Consider the following 23,037-nt stretch of genomic DNA (forward strand, 5'->3'; position numbering starts at 1 on the left):
CCGCCGACGCGGGTCGTACCAACGTTTGATAAATATCAACTCATGCCTCTCATTCCCGAGGAGCCTCAGATTCACGAGAGTGCCCAGGGTCCCCGCGCCACTCCGGCCAGCGGCCGTACCGCGCCGACCCCCCGTCCCGTACCCGGCCCCCGTCCCGCGGCTCCGTCGCGTCCCGGTCGTCCCGGCCCTCCGCGGCCGGCGCCGCCCATGCAACGGACTCCGCGTGATGTGGCCACCAAGCCCGCTCCGTCGGGTCCCGCCGCCGGTGCCGCCGCGCCGGTCACCCCGCAGATCCAGCTGATCCCCGCTTCCGTGGAGGGGGCGCTCGACGCCGCCGAAGAGGCCGTGGACCTGCTGCTGGACTCCGGTCGTGCCCCCGGTGACATCCTGGTGATCACGACCGGGGAGCATCACCCGTGGGCTGCTCACGAGCTGTCCTTCGGCGAAACCTCCTACTGGGCCCAGCACGACGCCGGCGACGACGTCTTCTACACGGACGTCACCATCGCGGCCCGCGCCGCGTCGCGTCCGGTGGCCGTGGTCGCCGTCAACGGGGGCCCCGAGGACGCTGCCGTGAGTGCCCTCTCCCTGGCCCACTCCCGGGCCGGTGCCCTGCTGATCGTCTGCGGTGACCCGCAGCGGATCAACTCGGTGCTGGGCGCGGGCGTCTGAGCCTGTGCCGTAGCGCCCGGCAGGGCGCTGGGGGTTGACTTCAGGCGCCGCTGTCGCGGCACCGCCCGGCCCGTTGTCCACCATGCCCGATGGGCGGGGGACCGTGCCCGTGCGGTGACCCGCCCGGCCCGAGGAGCGCTTCTATGGCCGCGGCGGCCCGCCGTGCTTGCGGCTCGTCCTGTGCAGGGGACGGACGGCCTCTTCCGGCCCGTCGTCGAAGTCGTGGCGTGCCGTGTGACGAAGTGTGGTCCCGGGTCCGTATGAAACGGCTTGTCCGGGGCTCAGCGTGCCGCCGCTGCGCGGCGCAGTACCTCGGAGGCGCCGCCGGTGCGCGGTATGGGTGGCGGTGCCTCCGACGTGGCGAACGGTTCCGGTGCGGACGCGGAGTGAGGGCGGCGTCCGCCGCGGCCCTCGCCCAGGACCTGCCATCCGTCACGGGTCAGCGTGATGTACGCCCCGCAGCGCAGTCCGTGCAGGGTGCACGCGTCGCGCAATCCCCACATCCACGCGCCGTCCTCCTCCGTCCAACGCGCGTCGCCCTCACGGCAGTAGAGCAGTACCGCGGTGCGCACCGGCGTGCGGCGACGCAGATCGTGCGGGATGACCCGGCGCAGCTGCGCGAGCAGCGCGTTGCGGAACATCCAGCCGTCGGCGGGGGCCGCACGCCGCACGAACGAGGCGCTCGCCAGCAGCCGCTCGTCCGGGTCGACCACGGCGACGACAGCCGTCGCCGGCTGTGGGTGGTGCCGGGCGTGCAGTCCGCTGACGATCTCACGGGGATTGCGCAGGAGTGGGATCCCGGCGGCGGCCCATTCCGCGGGTTCGAGCAAGCGGTTGGCGGAAGCGGCGGACATCGACGCCGCTGCCGAGGCCGGAGCGAATCCGAAGGTCACGGTCCTCCCTTCGGCTACGCGCCCACACTGCGGGCGGGGTCGGATTCCTGGGAGCGCGCACCGCAGCAAAGCCCTACCGGAGCGGCCGGCGAGCCGTGCGGGAGCGGACTTCAATTCTTCCTGTCGAACTTGAATGCGGCAACGAGCAATTGAGGCAGCCGACCGTTATCAGATGATGCGCCGCTAATATCCCCACCGTGTGTGTCGCCGGACCACCCATGGGGCGTTCGAGCACGACACGTTCGTACGCCATGGGGGTGTCCGGCGTCCAGAGGCGTGCCGGGGTGGCCGCCCCGGTCCCCGTACGACGTCAGCCCTGCACAGCCAGCACCAGCGGCAACACCCCCTGCGCGCCGGAGCGTCGGAGCATGCGGGCCGCGACCGCGAGAGTCCAGCCGGTCTCCGTGTAGTCGTCCACCAGGAGGACCGGGCCCTGGGCTTCGGTGAGCGCGGACGCGAGGGCGGGCGGCACGGCCAGAGCCCCGTCGAGGGCCTTGAGCCGCTGGGCACTGTTGCTCCGAGAACCCGGGAACGCGTCGCCGGTGTACTCCACGGCTCCGAGCAACGGCAGTCGGCCGATCTCGGCGATACGCGCCCCCAGGGAGTTGATCAACTGCGGACGCGTGCGCGAGGCGACGGTGACGACGCCGGCCGGGCGCGGCCCGCTCTCCGGAGCGCCCGGGGCCCAGCCGCCGGGCCCCTTGGCCCAGTCGGCCAGCACATCCACCACGGCCTTCGCCACGTCGTCGGGTACGGGCCCGTCGGGTGCCTGCGGTGCGAACATGGGCCGAAGCCGGTTGCCCCACCCGATGTCCGAAAGGCGCCCCAGAGCGCGTCCCGACGCGGCCTGTTCGCCGGCCGGGATGCGTCCCTTGAGGTCCACTCCGATCGCCGGCAGCCCGGTGGGCCACATCCGCCGGGGCTCCACCTCGACACCGGCCCGGCCCAGGTCCACACGCGCGGCGTCGAGCGCCTCCTCGGAGGTGTCGGCGGCGAAGCGCGGACCGGCGCAGTTGTCGCAGCGTCCGCACGGCTTGGCGGCCTCGTCGTCCAACTGACGCTGCAGGAACTCCATACGGCAGTCGGTCGCCGACGCGTACGCGCGCATGGCCTGCTGCTCGGCCTCGCGCTGACGTGCCACCCACGCGTACCGCTCGGCGTCGTACGTCCACGGCTGCCCGGTCGCGATCCAGCCGCCCTTGACCCGCTTGACCGCCCCGTCCACGTCGAGGACCTTGAGCATGGTCTCCAGACGGGAGCGGCGCAGCTCCACCAGCGGCTCCAGTGCGGGGAGCGACAGGGGCTTCTCCGCGTGCCCGAGGATGTCGAGGGTGCGGCGCACCAGGTCTTCCGAGGGGAAGGCGAGCGACGCGAAGTACTTCCAGATCGCTTCGTCCTCCCTGCCCGGGAGCAGCAGCACCTCGGCGTGCTCCACACCGCGCCCGGCGCGGCCCACCTGCTGGTAGTAGGCGATGGGGGAGGAGGGCGAGCCCAGGTGCACCACGAAACCCAGGTCGGGTTTGTCGAAGCCCATGCCGAGCGCAGAGGTGGCGACCAGTGCCTTCACCTTGTTGTCGAGCAGATCCTCCTCGGCCTGCTGGCGGTCGGCGTTCTCCGTCTTGCCCGTGTACGACGCGACCGTGTGCCCCCGCTGCCGGAGGAACGCGGTGACCTCTTCGGCGGCCGCCACGGTGAGGGTGTAGATGATTCCGGACCCGGGCAGTTCGTCGAGGTGTTCGGCGAGCCAGGCCATCCGGTGCGCGGCGTCCGACAGGCGCAGCACGCTCAGGCTCAGGCTGTCCCGGTCCAGCGGACCGCGGAGCACGAGGGCGTCCGAGCTGCCGCCGGTGCCGAGCTGTTCCGCGACGTCCGCCGTCACGCGCGCGTTGGCCGTTGCGGTGGTCGCGAGCACGGGCACACCAGGAGGGAGATCGGCGAGCATCGTGCGCAGCCGGCGGTAGTCCGGCCGGAAGTCGTGTCCCCAGTCGGAGATGCAGTGGGCCTCGTCCACCACGAGGAGCCCCGTCGCGGCCGCGAGTCGAGGGAGCACCTGGTCCCGGAAGTCCGGGTTGTTGAGCCGCTCAGGACTCACCAGGAGGACGTCCACCTTGCCTGCGGTGATCTCGTCCTGAACGGCGTCCCACTCCTCGGTGTTGGAGGAGTTGATGGTCCGGGCGTGGATGCCCGCCCGAGCAGCCGCCTCGACCTGATTCCGCATGAGCGCGAGAAGCGGCGACACGATCACCGTCGGGCCACTGCCCCGCGCCCGCAGCAGCGAGGTCGCCACGAAGTACACCGCGGACTTGCCCCAGCCCGTGCGCTGGACGACGAGGGCACGGCGTCTGTCGGCGACCAGCGCCTCGATCGCCCGCCACTGGTCCTCGCGCAGCCTGGCCTCTCCCGAGATGTCCCCGACGAGACGGGCGAGGACCGCGTCGGCCGCCGCCCGGAGTTCCGCATTGCTCGTGTGCTCCATGCGTTCCATACAACAGGACGGCACTGACATCCGTAGCCGCGCACCGGAACCTGTGGACGGCGGCTGTGGGGTGACGTGTCCCTGATCGGACTTATCCACAGGCTCAAGCGGAGGTTTGTGTTCCGCGAGATCGTCTTCGCATGACGAACCACAGCGAAACGACCGGATCCCCCGAGAACGGTGACATCGCCGGGCGCGCGGCGCAGGGCGGGCACACGAACGACGAAGAGGAGAGGAAGGAGAGCAACCCGTCCGGGACGCGCGCTTCCAGCCCCGTGTACGGCAGTCACGGCGACGAGCACCAGGTCACCCTGCGCACCCCGGCCGAACTGGCAGACGCCCTGCCGTACCTGCTCGGATACCGCCCCGAGGACAGCATCGTCCTGGTCGCGCTGCACGACAGGGACGGACGCGGGCGGTTCGGGGGCCGGGCCCGGCTCGGTATCCCCGCGAACGCGGACGACTGGCCGTCCGCGGCCCGGCAGCTGTCCCACGGCCTCGTGACGGGCAGCGAGCGCCGAGGGGCCCGGCCCGAGTCGATGGTCGCCTTCCTGTGCCAGGAACCGGAGAGGGGCCAGACCGGCCGGCAGGTGATGGAGCGGCTGAGGCCTCTGGCCCAGAGGTTGCGTGTCGAGTGCGGATCCCTGGACGTGGTGGTCGTCGAGGCGCTGTGCATCTCGGAGGGCCGCTACTGGTCCTACTGCTGCGACAACGCGGCATGCTGCTCCCCCGAGGGAGCCCCCATGGGCCTGCCCGGCACCTCCGTGCTGGCCGCTGCGGCCACCTACGCCGGCATCCAGGTGCGCGGCACGCTGCGGGAGCTCCGGGCCCGGCTGCTCCCCTGGGAGAGTGCCGCGGCACTCGAGCAGGAGGCCGCCCTGGACGCGGCCAGCATGGCCCTGGTGCCGAAGATCCTGGACGACACGGGCCGCGTCGCCGTGGCCGACGAGACGCTGGCACTGGCCGGGAGGATCCTGGACCGCCTCGCCGAGGCACAGCCCGCCTCCGGCATGCTCCTGGCGGATCTCCGCGACGACGAACTGGTCGGGCACGACGAGGCCGCCCGGCTGATCCTCGGCCTCCAGGACCGAGCGACCCGCGACCGCGCTGCCGAGTGGATGGAAGGCGACGAGGCCGGACACGCCCTTCGCCTCTGGAGGACATTGGCTCGCCGCTGTGTCGGGCCCTACGGCGAACATGCCGCCGCGCCGCTCACCCTGGCCGGCTGGGTCGCGTGGTCCACCGGCGACGAACTGGAGGCCCGAGAAGCCCTGGCCATGGCCCTGGGTGCCGATCCCGACTACCTCTTCGCCCGTCTTCTGCACCAGGCCTGCAACGAAGGTCTCGACCCGGAGACGATCCGGAGCTGCCTTCGATCGGAGCGCGAAGACCGTGGGCGCGTGGTGACCGACCTCTTGGAGCCACCGGCGGCTGGGGCCGACTCCGCCGCACGCGGGACGACCTCGGCGTCCGAGACCGGGCCATGCGACAGGCGTTCACCGGCAGCGGCGCCGTCCGACTCCGGGGCATTCGGTAAGCCCTCACCCCCAGTGGCGCCGTTGCCCGATACCGGACCCGGCGAGCCCTCTCCGGCAGTGGTGACGCCCGACTCCGAGGTCTTCGGCAAGTCGTCGCCGGCAGTGGTGACGCCCGCCTCCGGGATTTTCGGCAAGTCTTCACCCGCGGCGGTGACTCCCGATTCCCTTGCCTTCGGCAAGCCCTCGCCATCAACGGTGACGCCCGAGACCGGGTCATCCGAAGCACCCTCGCCGGCAGCGGTGCCCTCGCGTCGTCGCCGCCGCTCCCGCCCTGCTGGCACCACGGGCGCAGCCCCAGGACGTACCGGCGTGGAAGACCGTGAGGGGGGAGCTCGGGCTCCGCGGCGGCGCACGCCGGGGGACAGCACGCGCCCCGCCGGTGCTGCCGAAACGGGTCCTCGCCCAGGTCGTGCCACAACGGCGAGCTCTACGCGGCCGGGCAGCATGCGGACCCCCGTTACGCGTGCGCGGCTTTCCAAGAAGGCGGCCATGCCCTGCCGGGACACGGGCCAGGAGGCCGTACCGCCGGGGCACGGCGGGGGCGATCAGGAGTGAGCCATCGCCGGGCGACCTCGATGCGCAAGGCGACGGGCGACGGGCGTGACTCGGAGGACGCCCCCGCCGTTCACCTGAGTGGCGGAGCGGCTGCACCGGCCGTGACGCCGCACTGCCCCCGCTCCGCCGGAGCCCTCCGGCCCCGGCGCCGAACACGATCGAGGCGCACTGAGCGCAGAGGAAGCCTCCCCATGCAACAGCCGACTCCGCCCGATGCCGCCGACGACCGCCGCCCCCAGCGCGGGTCCCCGCCACCCCTCGGTTCGGGTCTGGGACCGCCCGGGTCCGGAGTACCGGGGGCGGGGGAGCGGGCTGCCTCTCCGCGAACAGCGGCACGGCTCGACGGTTACGGGCCCAGATTCCCCACCAGCACGTCAAGCGCCGCCTCTGCACCCACGGGTCCCGACTCGCGCCCGCCGTCAGCACCAGGCCCGGGCCGATCGCCTCTCCGATGGACGGCCCAGAATCGTCACCCTGGTGCGGGTACGGGGTTCGGCGCGGTCTCATCGCCCGCTGCTCAAGGACGGACTCCGGCACCCCCGGGGTACGCGTCGTCGCCTCCGCCCCGGGGTGCCACGGTCCCCGGACTGCGTTGGTCCACCGCCTTGCCACCCGCCCACACCGCGATGATCTGCGTCGCCCTACCCGGTCTGGCCATCTCGACCGACGAGGGGCAACTGACCGGTCGCGGGCTGGAGGGGTTCTACCGTGCCGGGCGGCGCGTGCTCTCCCGGTGCGAGATCCGTGTCGCCGGACGGGAACCCCTCGCGGTACAGGCCCGGATGGTCTCGGCCGACCGCGCCAGGTTCGTGAGCACGCTCCGCGCATCACCGCAGGCGGGCCCGGACCCGGACGTGATCGTGGAACGCAACCGCTTCGCGGACGGCACCGAGCGGATCACCCTGCACAGCGCAGCTCCCCGCCCGTTGCGGCTGCCGGTCGAGATCGTCCTGGGTACGGATCTGGCCGATCTCGGGGCGATCGCCTCGGGCAGCGCAGGCCCCGAACTCGCCGCCAGCGTGCACGGCTCGGGCCTGCGCTGGTCCTGCGCCACCGGAAACGCGTCCGTCACGGCGGAACCGCCTCCCTCTGACGCCCTCGCCTCGGCCGGGCTGCTGCGGTGGGAGTTCGACCTGCCCCCCGGTGGCAGTAGGACCGTGGAGCTGCGGGTGCGGCCGGACGGCGCTGGGCCCCTCCGAGCCGCGGGACGAGCCGCGACCAGCCCCTTGGCCCCGGCGTGTGCGGAGGGCGACGAGCCGAGAGCCTCAGCCCTGCTGCGGACGAGTATCGAGGACCTCCAGGCCCTCCTCCTGCGCGACTCCGCGAACCCCGCCGACACCCACCTCGCGGCCGGCGCACCCTGGCGCTGCGGTCTGGCCCCCGCCGACGCGCTGGCCGCCGCCCGGATGGCGCTGCCGCTCGGCACCGGCCTCACCGCCGGGACGCTGCGGATCCTCGCCCGGACCCAACTCACCGGCCCTGGCACGCAATCCGGAATGATCCCCGGCCCCAGACGGGACGCGGGGCCGCACCTGCCGCCGCAGTGCACCGGTACAGAGGCCACGCTGCTGTTCCCCGCCCTGCTCGCCGAGGCCCGCCGCTGGGGCCTTCCCGACCAGGAGTCGGACGAGCTGCTGCCCGCCGCAGAGCGCTGCCTGGCGTGGCTGCGCACCACCGTGGGCGACGGCACCTACCTGCGTGATCCGAATCCGGGCGGGCCCCTCCGATGTGAGACACAGGCTCACGCCCACCGCGCCGCCCTGCTCGGTGCCGACCTGCTCGACGCCTGTGGTCGGGCGGGGGGAGCGGCACTCCGGGAATGGGCAGAGGCCTTGCGGACCGCGTTCGCACGGGACTTCTGGGTGGAGGACCGTGGGGGCGGCCGGCCCGCGGCAGCCCGTGCCCCGGACGGCAGCCTGGTTCCCCACCTCGGCGCGGCCGCCGTGCACCTCCTCGACACCGGCCTGCTGGGCGGGGGCGAGCTGGCACCCGGTCTGCTCGACAAGATCCGGACCGAGAAGCTCGCCCGGCTGCTCGGCGGCCCGGTCATGGACTCCGGGTGGGGCCTGCGCGGTCTGGGCGCGAAGGCACCCGGATTCAATCCGTTCGGCCACCGAGCAGGAGCCGTACGGATCCAGGAGTCGGCACTCGCCGTCGCCGGGCTGGCCGCCGCCGGCTACGAGAAGGAGGCGAGCTCGCTGCTGCGCGGCGTCCTGGCGGCCGCCGAGACCTTCGACCACCGGCTGCCCGAGATGTACGCGGGGGAGCAGCGCACCGCAGGAAGTGCTCCGCTCCCGCACCCGGCGGCCTGCCGCCCCGCGGCCACAGCAGCGGCCGCCGGAGTGCTGCTGCTGACCACGCTCGCCGGTATCCGCCCCGACGCCCCGGCCGGGACGGTCACCCTGCGGCCCTTGCGCAGCGCACCCCTCGGGGAGATCGGCTTCACCGGACTGCGCGTGGCGGGCGCCCCGTTCTCCGTTCGGGTGAGCCGGCTGGGGCTCGCCATGGTCGAGGAGGCGGACGACGGACTGCAACTGGGGGTTTGACGTGCGGCGACGTGCGCATTCAGGACCGGCTGCCAAGCGATGGAGTTCGCACCCGACCGAAGTGGATCAGTAAGGGAAGGGACCGAAGAAGGGAGTGTTTATCGTCAGGCAGACGACTATGATCGCCGCATGCCCTACGACCCGTCAGCGTTCCCGCCCTTCGCCGTCACCGTGGACCTGGTCGTACTGACCGTGCGCCGTCATGCTCTCTGTGCGCTGGCGGTACGCAGGGGCGAAGCGCCGTTCCAGGGGCGTTGGGCGCTGCCCGGCGGCTTCGTACGGGCCGACGAGGACTTGGCGCAGGCCGCGGCCCGGGAGCTGGCCGAGGAGACCGGACTGAGCGTCCACGACCCGTCCGTCCCGGCTCAGGACAACGGTGCACATCTGGAGCAGCTCGCCACCTACGGAGACCCCAAGCGGGACCCCAGGATGCGGGTCGTGAGTGTCGCCCACCTCGCTCTCGCCCCCGACCTGCCCGCGCCCCGGGCCGGCGGAGACGCCAGCAACGCGCGCTGGGCCCCGGTCGAGGAACTGCTGCAGCAGGGCGGCTACGGGCGGGACGCCGAGCCGGTGGCGCCACTCGCCTTCGACCACGCACAGATCCTCGCGGACGGAGTGGAGCGCGCCAGATCCAAGATCGAGTACTCCTCGCTGGCCACCGCTTTCTGCCCGCCCGAGTTCACCGTCGGGGAACTGCGCCGTGTCTACGAGGCGGTGTGGGGCGTGGCGCTCGACCCACGCAACTTCCACCGCAAGGTCACGGGCACCCCCGGCTTCCTCGTTCCCACCGGTGGGACGACAACCCGCCAGGGCGGACGCCCGGCCCAGCTCTTCCGCGCCGGCGGCGCGACGCTGCTCAATCCCCCGATGCTGCGCCCCGAGGTGTGACCGGCAAGCCTGCCGTGCACACCCGCCGTGGGTCTCGCCGGGCCCGGAACTCGGCCCGCACGCAGTCCGGTCGCGGGCGCCCGTCCTGCCCGAGACGGACCTCAGGGTGCCCGAAAAACCGGACATAGCGCGCTATCTTGCTGCGAGTGATCGAGGCCTTCGGACTGACCAGCAACCCACGCAAAGAGCTTCCGCCCGCGGCCGACGATGTCTCCTTCGAGGCGCGGGCGGGCCGCATCACCGCGCTGCTCGGAGCGCCGGGCGCCGGCAAGACGACGGTCCTGAGACTGATGCTCGAACTGCAACAGGGGCGTGGCATCACCCACTTCCGGGGCCGCCCCCTGCATCGCATCGCCCATCCCTCGCGCGAGGTCGGTGTGCTGCTGGGCGATGTGCCCGGGCATCCCGCCCGCACGGTCCGGGGTCATCTGCGCATGCTGTGTGCTGCCGCGGGCGTCCCGGTCCGGCGTGCCGACGAAGTCCTGGAGGCCGTCGGGCTCGTGAGCCTGCGCGAGGAGCGCCTCGGCACCCTCTCCCGCGGCATGGACCGGCGCCTGGGCCTGGCCTGTGTCCTCCTGGCCGATCCGCACACCCTCGTCCTCGACGACCCCGCAGCCGGGCTCTCGACGCGCGAGAGCACCTGGCTGCACGGCATGTTGCGCGCCCACGCCGCCCAGGGCGGCACGGTTCTCTTCACCACGTCCGACCCCAAGGGGGCCGCGCGCACGGCCGACCGGGTCGTCACCCTGGAACAGGGCAGGCTCGTGGCCGACCAGGAGGCCGCGGAGTTCTCGCGCACCCGCCTCCGCCCCCGAGTCGCCGTACGCAGCCCGCACGCGGCCCGTCTGGCGCTTCTCCTGGCCAAGCAGGCCCGCAGCTCGCGGCGCTCCGTCGAAGTCGTCCACGAGGGCGGCAACCGCCTTTCGGTGTACGGCGGTACGTGCGCGGAGATCGGCGAGATCGCGTTCCGCCACGGCATCGTCGTTCACCAACTCGCCGACGAGATCGGGGACATGGGGCCCGGTGCGGGGAGCGCTCAGGCAAGCGGAGTGTCTGACGGAGCCCGCGTCGAGGCAGGGCGCATCACTGACGCGTCGCATGACCGGGATCTCGTGGAGTCAGGACGCACTACCGAGGTGACCGACGACCGAAGTCTCGATGAGTCGGACCGCGCCACTGATGTACACCGGACAACCCTCGTGCCCCAGCCCGGAGAACAGGCACGCTCTCTCGACCTTTCGCGACCGTCCACACCACACCCCACGGCCCACACGACCGAGTCACGTCCCAGTCTTGAGTCGGCGTCCCTCCCGGACGCGCTGGAGTCGGTCACGAGCGAGCCCTCTCCCTCCACGGGAGATCCGACAGCCCCCACGGATGAGTCGTCGCCCACACCCGCGCCGGAATCCCACCCGGACGCACTGAAGCCGGTCGCGAACCCCCCGTCGCTGTCCTTCGGGCAACCGCAGCTGTCCGACGCCGAGCCGGATGAGCTCTTGGGTGCCTCCTCGGCCCATCACCCAGGCGACGGTTCCCCGGCGGCGACCGCGGCCTCGCCGCACAGGACGCCGCGCCCCGCCCGTGCCCGCACGGTTCGCACGCTCGACGCGCTGCCTCCTCTGCCGCCCCCCATCTCCGTCCGCTCCGCCCCCAGCCCCCTCCGCCCTCTCCGTTACGAGATCCGCCGCGCCACCGGGATCGGCACCGGGTTCCTGACCGGGGCCGTCACGCTCGCCGTGTCCGCCGTGATCGCCGTAGTGCTCGCACGGATCGGGCACACTCCGCAGCCGCGCCTGCTGGCCGCGTGGCCGCAGGAGCTTCCCCTGCCGCCCGCTGCGCTCGGCGCGGGCCTGCTCGGCGCGCTGGCCTTCGGCGACGAGTTCCGTCACCCCGCCCTGGCCGCGGACCGCGGCACCGTGCCCCGCCGGCTGGGGCTGCTGGCCGCCAAACTGCTCGTCTCCTCGGCCACCGCGCTGGTGCTGGCCGTCCTCACTGTCGGCTGCGATGCCGAAGTGCTCTATCTCGTCTACGGACGGGAGCTCGCCCAGGTTCCCGTCGACTGGCTCCCACTGGGTGCCAGTTGGATCGGGCTCGTGGTCGGCTGCGCCTGGGCCGGAGTACTCGCCGCAGGCGTCTTCCGGTCCACCTCGGCCGGACTCGCCGCCGTGGGCGCCGTCCCCCTCCTCGTCGTACCTGTCGTGCACAAGCTCGTGAACGGACCGTCCGTGCGAACGGCGGCCGGGCTCCCCATGCGGCTGCGGGAGGCCCTTCTGCCGCGGTGGCCCTTCGGAGGCGAGCGCTACCTGGAGGCCGTGCTCAGCGTGGTCTCCCAACCCGTAGGCGCCGCACTGGCGTTGTCGCTCACCGCGCTGCTCTGCGCGTATCTGCTCACCACCCTGCGCAGCAGGTTCCGGTGACGACTGTCCGTAACCCTTAGTCCGGCCATGCGCACAACTCCCCGCAGAACGCCCATTTCTTTCCGATAAGGCGTCAATTGCGACGGGGTGAGCGATCACCCTTTCGTGTGCTTTTCACCAAAGACCTCAAGGGAGTTGGAGGCGGCGCCGACAAAGGATGCGTGAGTACCCTTGCGCACACCATGATGACCGCCGCCCGCTCCGCTGACTCCGGCCTCGCGAGCCCGGGCGAACTCGACCGCTACCCGTACGCCGAGGCGCCCGCCGTCGACCGTGTCGGGATCCCTGCCTGGGACGGCGGGGACTCCGAGCTGGGCCGCGTGGGCCGCCGCGCCGCGGGCAGCCGCGGCCGAGGGCTGCACGGCCAACTCGTCCAACAGCTGGGTCAGATGATCGTGTCCGGCGATCTGGGCGCCGACCGCCCCCTGGTGCCCGAGGAGATCGGCCAGCGCTTCGAGGTCTCCCGCACAGTCGTCCGCGAGTCGCTCCGCGTCCTGGAGGCGAAGGGTCTGGTGAGCGCCCGTCCGAACGTCGGCACGCGCGTGCGCCCCGTCAGCGACTGGAATCTCCTCGACCCGGACATCATCGAGTGGCGGGCCTTCGGGCCGCAGCGCGACGATCAGCGTCGCGAGCTGAACGAGCTGCGGTGGACGATCGAGCCGCTCGCCGCCCGCCTCGCCGCCGGGCACGGACGCGAGGACGTCCAGCAGCGCCTCGCGGACATGGTCGAGATCATGGGGCACGCGATGGCCCAGGGTGATGCGCTCACCTTCTCCCGCGCCGACTCCGAGTTCCACTCGCTGCTCATCCAGGTCGCGGGAAACCGCATGCTGGAGCACCTCTCCGGGATCGTGTCCGCGGCCCTTCAGGTCTCCGGCGGCCCGGTCACGGGCTGTGACCGGCCGAACGAGACGTCCCTGGCGCACCACGGTCGCATCTGCGACGCCCTCGCCGCCGGCGACGGAACGGCGGCCGAAGCGGCCATGCGCCAACTTCTCACGGTCCACCCCGAGGTGGAACGGGTCGTGCCCGCCCCGCGCGAGCACTGACCGAGTTCCGCGGGCGGCGCGGCCGGGTGTGCCACCCCCCTCCTGTGGCAGTGCCTGATCGGTGATCCGCCTCCCATCGGACCCCGTGGGATCCTTGGGATCCTGCGGGGTCCGACGGCGCGAAGGGGCCGGGACCCGGCAGGGCGGCCGGGTCGAACCGTATGTGACCTCATTTGTCAGCGTCTGACCGTTTTTGTTCGCTTACGGGGTGTGACTCGGGCCACGCAGATTGGGCGTAACGCTCGTGGGAAGAACGCGATGACCTAAGAGGTGACAGCCGCGGAGGGAATACGGACGTCGTTCACGGCGCTGTGCATCTCCCCGGCCCCCGCCCGCGCCGTCGGCCCATCCCCAAGCCGGCGGTCGGCTCCTGTCCACTGTGGACGGGGCCGGAAGCCGTTTTCCAACGTTCCGAGAGGTTGTTCGTGTCGGCCAGCACATCCCGTACGCTCCCGCCGGAGATCGCCGAGTCCGTCTCTGTCATGGCGCTCATTGAGCGGGGAAAGGCTGAGGGGCAGATCGCCGGCGATGACGTGCGTCGGGCCTTCGAAGCTGACCAGATTCCGGCCACTCAGTGGAAGAACGTACTGCGCAGCCTCAACCAGATCCTCGAGGAAGAGGGTGTGACGCTGATGGTCAGTGCCGCAGAACCCAAGCGCACCCGAAAGAGCGTCGCAGCGAAGAGTCCCGCCAAGCGCACCGCGACCAAGACGGTCGCGGCCAAGGCGGTGACCACCCGGAAGGCCACTGCCACCGCCACGCCGGCGGCGCCCGCCGACGAGCCCGCTGCCGAGGAGGAGGCACCCGCCAAGAAGGCGGCTGCCAAGAAGGCGACCGCCAAGAAGGCGGCAGCGAAGAAGACCGTCGCCAAGAAGACGGCGGCCAAGAAGACCGGCGCCAAGAAGGACGACGCCGAGATCGTCGAGGAGGAGGTGCTCGAGGAGGCAGCCCCCGGCAAGGCCGGTGAGGAGCCCGAGGGCACCACCGAGAACGCGGGCTTCGTGCTCTCCGACGAGGACGAGGACGACGCGCCTGCCCAGCAGGTCGCCGCCGCCGGAGCCACCGCCGACCCGGTCAAGGACTACCTCAAGCAGATCGGCAAGGTCCCCCTGCTCAACGCCGAGCAGGAGGTCGAGCTCGCCAAGCGCATCGAGGCGGGTCTGTTCGCCGAGGACAAGCTGGCGAACGCCGACAAGCTGGCCCCGAAGCTCAAGCGCGAGCTGGAGATCATCGCCGAGGACGGCCGCCGCGCCAAGAACCACCTCCTGGAGGCCAACCTCCGTCTGGTGGTCTCCCTGGCCAAGCGCTACACCGGCCGCGGCATGCTCTTCCTGGACCTCATCCAGGAGGGCAACCTCGGTCTGATCCGCGCCGTCGAGAAGTTCGACTACACCAAGGGCTACAAGTTCTCCACGTACGCCACCTGGTGGATCCGTCAGGCGATCACCCGCGCCATGGCCGACCAGGCCCGCACCATCCGTATCCCGGTGCACATGGTCGAGGTCATCAACAAGCTCGCGCGCGTGCAGCGCCAGATGCTCCAGGACCTGGGCCGCGAGCCCACCCCGGAGGAGCTGGCCAAGGAACTCGACATGACCCCCGAGAAGGTCATCGAGGTCCAGAAGTACGGCCGCGAGCCCATCTCCCTGCACACCCCGCTGGGCGAGGACGGCGACAGCGAGTTCGGTGACCTCATCGAGGACTCCGAGGCCGTCGTTCCGGCCGACGCGGTCAGCTTCACGCTCCTGCAGGAGCAGCTGCACTCCGTCCTGGACACCCTGTCCGAGCGCGAGGCGGGCGTCGTCTCGATGCGCTTCGGCCTCACCGACGGTCAGCCGAAGACCCTCGACGAGATCGGCAAGGTCTACGGCGTCACGCGCGAGCGGATCCGCCAGATCGAGTCCAAGACCATGTCGAAGCTCCGCCACCCGTCGCGTTCGCAGGTGCTGCGCGACTACCTCGACTGAGTCAGATCCACTCCGGCGCCCCTGACCTGCTGCTTTGCGGGTCGGGGGCGCTTTCGTGTGCCAGCACAACGCTGCTACTCCAGATATCGCACCTCCTGGCATATGCTTTTGGCATGGTCATATATCCGGACATAGCCTCACTCCTCGACTCCTGGCTCATCCACCTCGCCGCCGAGCGGAAGAGCGAGCAGACCCTGAAGACCTACGGCGACGGGGTGCGCGCCTTCCTGCGGTGGTGTGAGGTGGCAAAATGCCCACCGATCCTCGACCGGCCCACGGTCAACACCTTCGTCTCCGCCCTGCTGGATGGGGGCGCGGAGGCGTCCACCGCACGGTCCCGGCAGCTGGCCGTACGCCGCTTCAGCGCCTGGTTGGCCGACGAGGGTGAGATCGACACCGACCAGCTCCTGACCCTCAAGCCGCCGAAGCTCGACCACAAGGTCGTCCAGGAGCTGGACGACGACCAGCTCCGAGCATTGATCAAGGCGTGCAAGGGCAAAGATCTTCGCGACCGGCGCGACGAGGCGATCGTCCGCCTCATGGCTGAGACCGGGGCGCGAGCCGGCGAGATCGTCGGCATGAGCGTCGCCGACATCGACCTGAAGCGAGGGGCGGCCATCGTGCGGCGAGGCAAGGGAGGAAAGGGTCGCACCGTGCCCGTCGGCCCGCAGACGGCCCAAGCGCTTGACCGGTACATCCGGGACCGCAGGACGCACCGGCTCGCCCAGACGCCTGCCCTGTGGCTCGGCGAGCGAGGCAAGGGCTTCACCTATGACGGCCTGTATGTCGCTCTGAGGTACCGCGCTGACCGGGCCGGGATCCCGGACTTCCACCCGCATGTGCTCCGCCACACCGCCGCTGGGCGATGGCTCGCCGCCGGGGGAAGCGAGGGCGGTCTGATGGCCATGGCGGGTTGGTCGCGGCGCGACATGATCGACCGCTACACCCGTTCGACGTCCGAGCGTCGCGCGGCCGAGGAAGCCCGCCGACTCAACCTAGGGGACCTGTGAAGAACTACATGAGGCCCTCTTGGAATGCGCGGACAACCCCGCCAGGCTCGCCGTTCCAGCAGCCGGCCCAGATCGTATTGATGCTGCGTTGTACTGCGTGCAAGCGGAAAGTCGCCCATGTGACGTCCGACGGAGACCTGGAATGGTGGAACGGTGATCGTCACGAGGCCTGCGGAGTCTTCGACTTCGAGTCGGTGAGGGGGCTGGTCACACCCCCGTACCGCAAGTATGGGAAGACCGGCGAACAGCAACCGGCGGTGAAGATCACTCCGCTCCCGCACGGCGCGTGTTAACCTCGGCGGTCCAGCGCTTTGCCCGCTGAGTAACCGTCGGCGCGAGCTGCACGCGGCAGTGACTTGAACCGGTGGCCTAAGACAGGCCGGATGACGGACCGGGAAGATCCTTAAGGATAGGACTTCCTGCTGTCATGACCGCGCGTTCCATGAGCGCTGCTGAGCGCTCCCTGCGAGCTCAGATCGCCGCCCATACGTTGTGGGCCAACTGCGACGACCCCTCCGCACACACCGCCCCTGCTCGCAAGGCGTTCCTCGACCGCTTCGAGCGTGAGGTGGATCCGGACGGCACCCTCACCACCGAAGAGCGCGCACGCCGTGCTGACCACGCACGGAGGGCGTACTTCAAGCGCCTCGCTCTGGCATCCTCACGAGCACGCGCTGCCAAGGCCGCCGTCCGCCGGGCCACCAAGGGCGGAGGTGGCCGCGATGCCGCCTGAGATCGAAGCCGCCGACCGCGACCGTGCCCGGCAGCTCACCGACGAGATCAAGACCACGCTCACCGCCGCGTGGGGTCTGATCGTGGAGGCGTATGAGATGCGGGCTTGGATTGCCCTCGGCTACGAGTCGTGGGACCGCTATTGCGCCGAGGAGTTCGACTCCGCCCAGCGACTCCGGCTGCCCCGCGAGGAGCGGTCGGGCATCGTCACCTTGATGCGGGACGCAGGCATGAGCCTCCGCGCCATCGAGGCGGCGACGGGGGTGAGCCGCGAGACCGTGCGTCGTGATCTTTCAGGTGACACGGTTGTGTCACCAGGGAGGGGCACAGCCGACCCCGACGTGTTGCCGATCTGCGGGACGGCCGGGGATCACGAAGCCCCGACGAAGTCGACTGCCATAACCGGGCTCGACGGCAAGACGTACCGGCAGGAGTCCCGGAACGCGAAGCAGACAAAGACCGCCGAGGCCAGCAGGATGCGCAAGGAGACCCTCCGCAAGAAGGAAGAGGCCGAGCGCCTTGTCGGCCAGAAGGCGGGAGGTTTCGCCGCCAAGCTTCAGTCCGGCGAAAACCTACCCGGGGAGGTGGACAAGTACGGCCGCTACCTCAGGGTCACGGTTTCCGATGCCGCCGAGGCTTGCCGCGCAGCTGCCAAGGCTTACGAGGAACTATTGGCGGCAGCTCGGAACGTCGACGCCGTCGCCGATGCCGAGGACTCGTTCGTCTCGACTTTGAGCGGTGAGTTCACCCTCCTCAAGGCGAAGGGCTCCGCACTCCATTGGCACGCGGAGGAGTTTATAGAGACTGCGGCGGACCTTGCCCATGTCCTGCGAGCAGGTGACTTCCCCCATTTTGGCGACTGACCCCTAACTCCAGCTGCCTGCAGAAGGGAATTCCAGTGACGGACTAGCAGAGCAAAAGGAGCGACGCCCGGACGGCACCCCCGGCATGGATGCATTCCTGCCGGGGTGGGCTCGGGGCCGCCCAGGGGAACTGCGGCGGGTTCGTCGTAGCCCCGTCAGGGGTGCCTGGCCAGGTCGGCAACGAACGCCTACGCCGGAAGAGATTTATTCGGTCGACGACCAGACGGTGTCGGTCATGCGCCGGTGAAGTAAATTTCCGCCCAGGCTCTCTAGCGGCTCATCGCGCGTCACCGCCCACGAGTCGCCCAGATACAAGTCAAACCGCGACTCGATTATAAAAATCGCGTCCTCCGAATGTGACAGTCGCAAGTCGGAGTCGCAGGCGACGACAGGCTCTGACCTGCGGAGTCGCAAAGGAGTCGCATGAGAGTCGCAAATACCAGTCACAGAATCGCAGGCTTCACCCCCGTCTATATATAGACGGGTGAGTCGCGATTGACCGATGACGGCGAAGGGTGATGACACTAAAGAATCTTGGAAAGAACTTTCCGGAGGCGCTTCACCTAAGCAAAGGAAACGGTAATAATTGCGATTATGGGTCGTGCCAGCGCTCTGGCCGGCCTAACAACTTCATGGCGAATACCCGCGCGCCATGGGTCCCCCATCGGCCGCCGCCCCTTTGCGACGGGCTTCGGCCGACGTGCGCAAGGAGAACGCCATGACCACGTCTTTCAGTCAGCCCGAGCCCGACACAAACGACCCTGAGTTCTGGGTCAGCCGGGGTCAGTGCCCCATTCACTTCCACAAGCTGCCCTGTGGCCGCGGCCTCGACTGCTCTTATGGCATTTCCCATCAGACGCTCCCGAAGCCCTGGGAGGCGATCGGGTGGACCGAGACCCAGTGGGTCTCCTTCGCCTGGGCGTGCGCCGTGATGGACGACGGTTCCGCCGGCCCTCATATGACCGAAGCCTTCGGTCCCAACGAGAAGTCGAACCCGCGGCTGGAGATCCGGCAGGCGTTCATCAAAGCCAAGCAGGAACAGGCCCAGGCCCTCCGCGAGGACGGCGAGCTGGAGCAGAAGGAGTACGACGATCGGGCCCGCCGCAGGGCCGCGGCCGACGAGAAGGTCAGGCGCGAGAGGGCCCAGCGCCGTATCAACGGTGAGTTGTCGCCGGCCGCCCAGCTCTTCCGGGAGAAGCTGGAAGCCGGCCTCAAGACGGCCGCCGAGCTTGACGACCTGCCGGACCCGGAGCCGGTCGTCGACGGGTGGCTGTACGAGGACACCATCAACTGGATCGCCGGCGCTTCGGGCACCTTCAAATCGTTCGTCGCCCACGACCTGGCCGCACGGTACGGAAGCTCCGACATGACGTACCACGGCATCCCCATGGCCCACGGCAAAGCGCTGTACGTCATCGCCGAGGGCGCCGGGATGTTCAAGTACCGCAAGCAGGCTTGGGAGCACTTCAACCGCAAGATTGAGAACGTCACCTACTACCCGTCCCCGATCCAGATCTCGGACTTCGAGGAGCAGATGCCCGCCCTGATCGCCCTGGCCCGCGAGGGCGGTTACGGCATGGTCATCTTCGACACCCAGGCGATGTGCACCGTCGGCGACGACGAGAACCAGGCGAAGGACATGGGCATCATCGTCAACGCCGTCCACAGCCTCCGGGAGGCCACCAAGGGGTGCGTCATCCTGGTCCACCACTTCGACAAGGGCGGCAACGGCATGCGTGGCTCGGGAGCCCAGTTCGCCGCCGCCTCCACCGTCATCGCCACGAAGCGCGACGGCGATAAGGAGTGGGTGACGCTGTCGACGAAGAAGAAGGACGGCGGTAAGGCGAAGGACGACGAAGGCAAGGACGACATCAGGCTCAAGCTGGAGAAGTGGCAGCCCGAGGCTGTCGACGCCAATGGCCAGCCGCTCCGTGGCTCCCTCTGCCCGCTCCGCGACGACGCCAGCCCGCAGAAGCCGCCTAAGCAGATTCCGGTGTTCGACCAGGAGCGTACGGACCTGCTGAAGGAGATCGTCTTCTTCGCCGACCTGGACGGCATGACCGCGACTGCCATCCGCGACTGGATGAACGAGCACTACCCGAAGGATGGGGGCAAGTACACGACGTCCGGTGCGTTGTCCCGTACCAAGACGCTGATGACCGCGAAATGCGTCGATAAGAAGGGCTCCAAGTGGATGCCCACCGAGCTGGGCGTACTGGCCGCCCAGCTGGGTCCTGACGAGGACGAGGACGAGCTTCTGTTCCCCTAGACCGGGCCGAGGGGAGTCGCAACCCCTATGACGCCCGCGCGAGCCCCCGCTCACCCGTTCTCCGGCGGGGGCTTTCGCGCGCCCTTTTGGTTAAGGGATAGGAATGATCCAAATGGCCATCGAAGGGCTCCGCATGGCGCCCCATCGCTCCAAGATCCATGACGCCGTCATGAACCCGGTCATCGCCGAGGCGCTTCGCTGCCGCATGAGATGGCGCCGCTGGAGGAACCCATGGATGGCTTCGTCTGTCATCAGGCCGAGTGGGCGGTCGTGGCCAACTGTGGCATCTGTCCGAGTGAGCCCATTTGGACTCGGATCTAGGAATCGAAGGTGGAGTGGTCGATTCGCCTATGTTTTTGGCCCGGGGAGAGAAAAAGCGACGCGCGGGGTCGCAGGCGGAAGCGCGTGTACGCCCGGGCTGTACCCACCCCCCTACCCCCTCGGGGGTGGGGGCCTTGGTCGACCTCTTCATAGGGATTCCTCAGGGCGCCGGGGGCCAGGTCGGACCGAGCTCCTCGGGCTGAGTCCCACGCTCAGACACGGTTCGACTTCCTTCTGCCTCAACGGATCGCCACCTGAGCCCGGTGACGCCACAGCGAGGGACCTACCAGAGACCAGGGGCGGGGGCAGCCAGGCGTCCGTGCCGCCGATCGGTCGAGGTATGGACGGACAGTGGACGTCGGCCAATGACCCTGCAGCGCGCATTCCAATCGGCGTCGCTCGCAGCCGCGAAGGGGGTGCAGACGGCATAGACGACGGCTGCCATCGCGGCGACGCTGATTGCGACGGTGCATCGGTCGACGAGCGGATGGAACGGGCCGAACAGCCATTGGGGGGCAAATCAATATTGCTCAGCGGATTCGGAGTCATCATCTTCAGTGCGTGAGACAGTGCTGAAGTGCGAAATTAACGAAGAAGATGAATTTGAAGTTGAAGGTTTTCAAATTGGAAAAGAGATTTCAATTCAACTTTTGGAAGCAATTCAACGAATCATTCATTCAATGAGGCGAACGACAGGTAGTGGTAAATGGTCAGCATTGGATACATGGAGCCATCTCGGGCGTAGCCATGGCGGTGGCCACATCGGTGATGGTGGCGATGCAGGTACTGCTAACCGTGCAACGGCTGGGCTGGCGATGGCAGTAGCACTACCAAAGAAGACTCCGCATTCGCGCTTCAAAGTCGAACGTCGAGGTGAAGCGCCGGGGTGACAGGGCGCTGCTGATTGGTGAGTATGTGAGTAAGCGTCTGAGCGTCGAGCAGAATGAACACGTGATCACATGAGAATTTGGAGAACGCAACACAGGGTAACGTTCTTCGACATCACCAGGTCGAGATCTCGACCTCGGTCGTGCTATTGGGGACTCGCTTGAACTTCGGCTATAGGCACTCACGTCCTGGCACGCCGTCCACCGGTTGCGGCCCTTGACCGCCGAGGGGGGCTCAGTCGATTCGGCGGCAGGCGTACCGAGCCATCAGCGATGATGTTCCTCTCCAGTGAGCCCAGCCTGCATAAGCAGGTTCCCTCGCTTCCGCGAGACGAAGATCGCCCGCCCCGCCAGCGCCGGCGGTGTTGCGGGGCCAGGGCCAACTCACAGAGCCGAGCCCTCGCACATTAGGGTGCGGCATGTGCGGCGCCCTCTGGTTCTCTTCGACCTCGACAACACCCTCCTGGACCGGCGGGGAACGCTCGCCGACTGGGCCACCGAGTTCACCGCCCGGCATGGTCTGGAGCACGAGGAGCAGACGCTCGTCCTAGGGATGGTGGCCGAGCGTGCCTATCCCTCCACTTTTGACACGATCCGAGCCCGGTACCGGCTGCCCATGTCGACGGCGGAGTTGTGGGGCGCGTACTGCACTGAAATCGCGACCATGGTGTCGTGCCCGCCCGAGGTTCTCGACGGCTTGGACGAGCTGCGTGCGGCCGGATGGCGAGTGGGGGTGGCGACCAACGGTGCGATGGACATCCAGCACGCCAAGCTGCGGGCCACCGGTATCTCCGAGCGCGTGGACGGCGTCTTTGTCTCCGAGGAGGCCGATGCGCGAAAACCGCAGACCCGTCACTTCGCCCTGGCGGCGGCCCGCTGCGGCACCGTGCTGTACGACGGCGGCTGGATGGTGGGCGACAACCCAGTCAACGACATCGGCGGCGGACGCTGTGCTGGGTTACGCACCATCTGGATCAAAAACGACCGCCCCTGGCCGCCCGACGATCCCGGGCCGGATCACACGGTGCCGCATGCACGCGCCGCCATCGACCTGCTGCTTCTGCACTCTGCCGACCACACGAGGACCACGACATGACGGTCACCATCGGGCTGCTGCACCCCGGCAGCATGGGAGCCGCGTTCGGCGCCCAACTGCGCACCCGCGGGCACGTCGTGCTGTGGTGTCCTGACGGACGCAGCGACGCAACCCGCAGTCGGGCCGAGCAGTCGGGCCTCGAACCCGAAGCACTCCCCGAACTCGTGTCCCGCTCCGACGTCCTGCTCTCCCTATGCCCTCCGGCCGCAGCCGAAGAGACTGCCGCCCAGGTAGCCGAACTCGGCAAGGGCGGCGCGGGCACGATTTATGTTGAAGCGAACGCCGTGTCGCCGTCGCGCGTGCAGCGCATCGCCGATCGCCTGGACCCGATGCCGGTCATCGATGCCGCCGTGGTCGGATCGCCTCCGGTGAGCGGCAAGTACCCGACGCTCTATCTGTCCGGCCCCAGCAAGCAGGCCGACCGGATCGCCGAACTCTTCGCCGGCACCGATGTGCGACCCCACGTCCTGGGCGACAGCATCGGCAAAGCCTCCGCCCTCAAGCTCACGTACTCCAGCTACCAGAAGGTCTCCCGCGTGCTGGCCGCCGTGGCGTACGGGGCAGCCGAAACGTACGGCGTCGCGGACGAGCTACTGGAGATCGCAGCCAAGCGCACCCGCAGCTACCTAGTCGAGACCGACTACATCCCCAAGACCGCTGCCCGCGCCTGGCGTTGGGGCCCAGAGCTTGAGGACGCGGCGGCATTGCTCGCCGACGCCGGGCTTCCGGACTCTCTCATGCACGCCGCTGCCGCAACGCTCGCGCGGTGGGACAACAACCGGGACGAGCGCCTGGACATTGCCGGCGCGCTGAAAGCCCTGCGCGCACAAGGGAACCTGGACAGCCCGAGTTGAGCTG

17 protein-coding genes are annotated in these 23,037 nt (G+C 69.5%); 15 read left to right on the forward strand and 2 right to left on the reverse strand.

The window, feature by feature from the left end:
* Positions 1–42 precede the first annotated feature (42 nt).
* Positions 43–672 carry a hypothetical protein gene (locus tag IGS69_RS26130; protein ID WP_190902922.1) on the forward strand — a complete coding sequence of 210 codons (630 nt, stop codon included), beginning with the start codon at positions 43–45 and terminating at the stop codon, positions 670–672.
* 281 nt (positions 673–953) lie between these two features.
* Here the strand turns inward: IGS69_RS26130 and IGS69_RS26135 are convergent, their stop codons facing one another.
* Positions 954–1,565, reverse strand: a complete 612-nt coding sequence (locus IGS69_RS26135; RefSeq protein ID WP_190902923.1) for a hypothetical protein — start codon at positions 1,563–1,565, stop codon at positions 954–956.
* 310 nt (positions 1,566–1,875) lie between these two features.
* Positions 1,876–4,041 carry a RecQ family ATP-dependent DNA helicase gene (locus IGS69_RS26140; protein ID WP_190902924.1) on the reverse strand — a complete coding sequence of 722 codons (2,166 nt, stop codon included), beginning with the start codon at positions 4,039–4,041 and terminating at the stop codon, positions 1,876–1,878.
* A gap of 140 nt (positions 4,042–4,181) precedes the next feature.
* Here IGS69_RS26140 and IGS69_RS26145 point away from each other — a divergent pair, with 140 nt between their 5' ends.
* The 14 genes from IGS69_RS26145 (at position 4,182) to IGS69_RS26205 (ending at position 23,033) form a co-directional block, all read left to right on the forward strand.
* Positions 4,182–6,134 (forward strand): DUF4192 domain-containing protein, encoded by a 1,953-nt coding sequence (locus IGS69_RS26145; protein ID WP_190902925.1) that lies wholly within the window; start codon positions 4,182–4,184, stop codon positions 6,132–6,134.
* 626 nt (positions 6,135–6,760) lie between these two features.
* A complete protein-coding gene (locus IGS69_RS26150; RefSeq protein ID WP_190904648.1) occupies positions 6,761–8,680 on the forward strand; it encodes a glycogen debranching N-terminal domain-containing protein in 1,920 nt (639 codons plus the stop codon).
* A gap of 129 nt (positions 8,681–8,809) precedes the next feature.
* Positions 8,810–9,568: an NUDIX hydrolase gene (locus IGS69_RS26155; protein WP_190902926.1), complete on the forward strand. Its 759-nt coding sequence runs from the start codon at positions 8,810–8,812 to the stop codon at positions 9,566–9,568.
* Positions 9,569–9,714: 146 nt separating this feature from the next.
* The gene (locus IGS69_RS26160) at positions 9,715–11,985 is read left to right on the forward strand and encodes an ATP-binding cassette domain-containing protein (protein WP_190904649.1); all 2,271 of its coding nucleotides are present in this window, start codon (positions 9,715–9,717) and stop codon (positions 11,983–11,985) included.
* A gap of 161 nt (positions 11,986–12,146) precedes the next feature.
* Positions 12,147–13,034, forward strand: a complete 888-nt coding sequence (locus IGS69_RS26165) for a FadR/GntR family transcriptional regulator (RefSeq protein WP_190902927.1) — start codon at positions 12,147–12,149, stop codon at positions 13,032–13,034.
* A gap of 425 nt (positions 13,035–13,459) precedes the next feature.
* Positions 13,460–15,001, forward strand: a complete 1,542-nt coding sequence (locus IGS69_RS26170) for an RNA polymerase sigma factor (RefSeq protein WP_190902928.1) — start codon at positions 13,460–13,462, stop codon at positions 14,999–15,001.
* 113 nt (positions 15,002–15,114) lie between these two features.
* Positions 15,115–16,011, forward strand: coding sequence for a tyrosine-type recombinase/integrase (locus tag IGS69_RS26175; RefSeq protein WP_190902929.1), 897 nt, complete (start codon positions 15,115–15,117; stop codon positions 16,009–16,011).
* Between the two features lie 442 nt (positions 16,012–16,453).
* Positions 16,454–16,744: a hypothetical protein gene (locus IGS69_RS26180; protein ID WP_190902930.1), complete on the forward strand. Its 291-nt coding sequence runs from the start codon at positions 16,454–16,456 to the stop codon at positions 16,742–16,744.
* Positions 16,734–17,606: a hypothetical protein gene (locus IGS69_RS26185; RefSeq protein ID WP_190902931.1), complete on the forward strand. Its 873-nt coding sequence runs from the start codon at positions 16,734–16,736 to the stop codon at positions 17,604–17,606. Before IGS69_RS26180 ends, IGS69_RS26185 begins: the two co-directional genes overlap by 11 nt.
* A 718-nt stretch (positions 17,607–18,324) precedes the next feature.
* On the forward strand, positions 18,325–19,875 hold the full coding sequence (locus IGS69_RS26190; protein ID WP_190902932.1) for an AAA family ATPase: 1,551 nt from the start codon (positions 18,325–18,327) through the stop codon (positions 19,873–19,875).
* A gap of 661 nt (positions 19,876–20,536) precedes the next feature.
* Positions 20,537–20,761 carry a hypothetical protein gene (locus IGS69_RS34770; protein ID WP_232543644.1) on the forward strand — a complete coding sequence of 75 codons (225 nt, stop codon included), beginning with the start codon at positions 20,537–20,539 and terminating at the stop codon, positions 20,759–20,761.
* On the forward strand, positions 20,754–21,086 hold the full coding sequence (locus IGS69_RS26195; protein ID WP_190902933.1) for a hypothetical protein: 333 nt from the start codon (positions 20,754–20,756) through the stop codon (positions 21,084–21,086). The genes IGS69_RS34770 and IGS69_RS26195 overlap by 8 nt, the downstream gene beginning before the upstream one ends.
* Before the next feature lie 418 nt (positions 21,087–21,504).
* Complete coding sequence (locus tag IGS69_RS26200; protein WP_190902934.1) at positions 21,505–22,179, forward strand: HAD family hydrolase; 675 nt, start codon at positions 21,505–21,507, stop codon at positions 22,177–22,179.
* Positions 22,176–23,033 (forward strand): NAD(P)-dependent oxidoreductase, encoded by an 858-nt coding sequence (locus IGS69_RS26205; RefSeq protein ID WP_190902935.1) that lies wholly within the window; start codon positions 22,176–22,178, stop codon positions 23,031–23,033. The genes IGS69_RS26200 and IGS69_RS26205 overlap by 4 nt, the downstream gene beginning before the upstream one ends.
* Positions 23,034–23,037 lie beyond the last annotated feature (4 nt).

It is taken from the genome of Streptomyces tuirus (assembly GCF_014701095.1).
Taxonomy (GTDB): Bacteria; Actinomycetota; Actinomycetes; order Streptomycetales; family Streptomycetaceae; genus Streptomyces; species Streptomyces tuirus.

Bases quoted from the DNA above. Each gene is read 5' to 3' on its own strand.
- IGS69_RS26155 (WP_190902926.1), top strand. From the start codon at position 8,810: ATGCCCTACGACCCGTCAGCGTTCCCGCCCTTCGCCGTCACCGTGGAC.
- IGS69_RS26205 (WP_190902935.1), top strand. From the start codon at position 22,176: ATGACGGTCACCATCGGGCTGCTGCACCCCGGCAGCATGGGAGCCGCG.
- IGS69_RS26145 (WP_190902925.1), top strand. From the start codon at position 4,182: ATGACGAACCACAGCGAAACGACCGGATCCCCCGAGAACGGTGACATC.
- IGS69_RS26185 (WP_190902931.1), top strand. From the start codon at position 16,734: ATGCCGCCTGAGATCGAAGCCGCCGACCGCGACCGTGCCCGGCAGCTC.
- IGS69_RS26130 (WP_190902922.1), top strand. From the start codon at position 43: ATGCCTCTCATTCCCGAGGAGCCTCAGATTCACGAGAGTGCCCAGGGT.
- IGS69_RS26190 (WP_190902932.1), top strand. From the start codon at position 18,325: ATGACCACGTCTTTCAGTCAGCCCGAGCCCGACACAAACGACCCTGAG.
- IGS69_RS26140 (WP_190902924.1), bottom strand. From the start codon at position 4,041: ATGGAGCACACGAGCAATGCGGAACTCCGGGCGGCGGCCGACGCGGTC.
- IGS69_RS26150 (WP_190904648.1), top strand. From the start codon at position 6,761: ATGATCTGCGTCGCCCTACCCGGTCTGGCCATCTCGACCGACGAGGGG.
- IGS69_RS34770 (WP_232543644.1), top strand. From the start codon at position 20,537: ATGGACGGACAGTGGACGTCGGCCAATGACCCTGCAGCGCGCATTCCA.
- IGS69_RS26180 (WP_190902930.1), top strand. From the start codon at position 16,454: ATGAGCGCTGCTGAGCGCTCCCTGCGAGCTCAGATCGCCGCCCATACG.
- IGS69_RS26175 (WP_190902929.1), top strand. From the start codon at position 15,115: ATGGTCATATATCCGGACATAGCCTCACTCCTCGACTCCTGGCTCATC.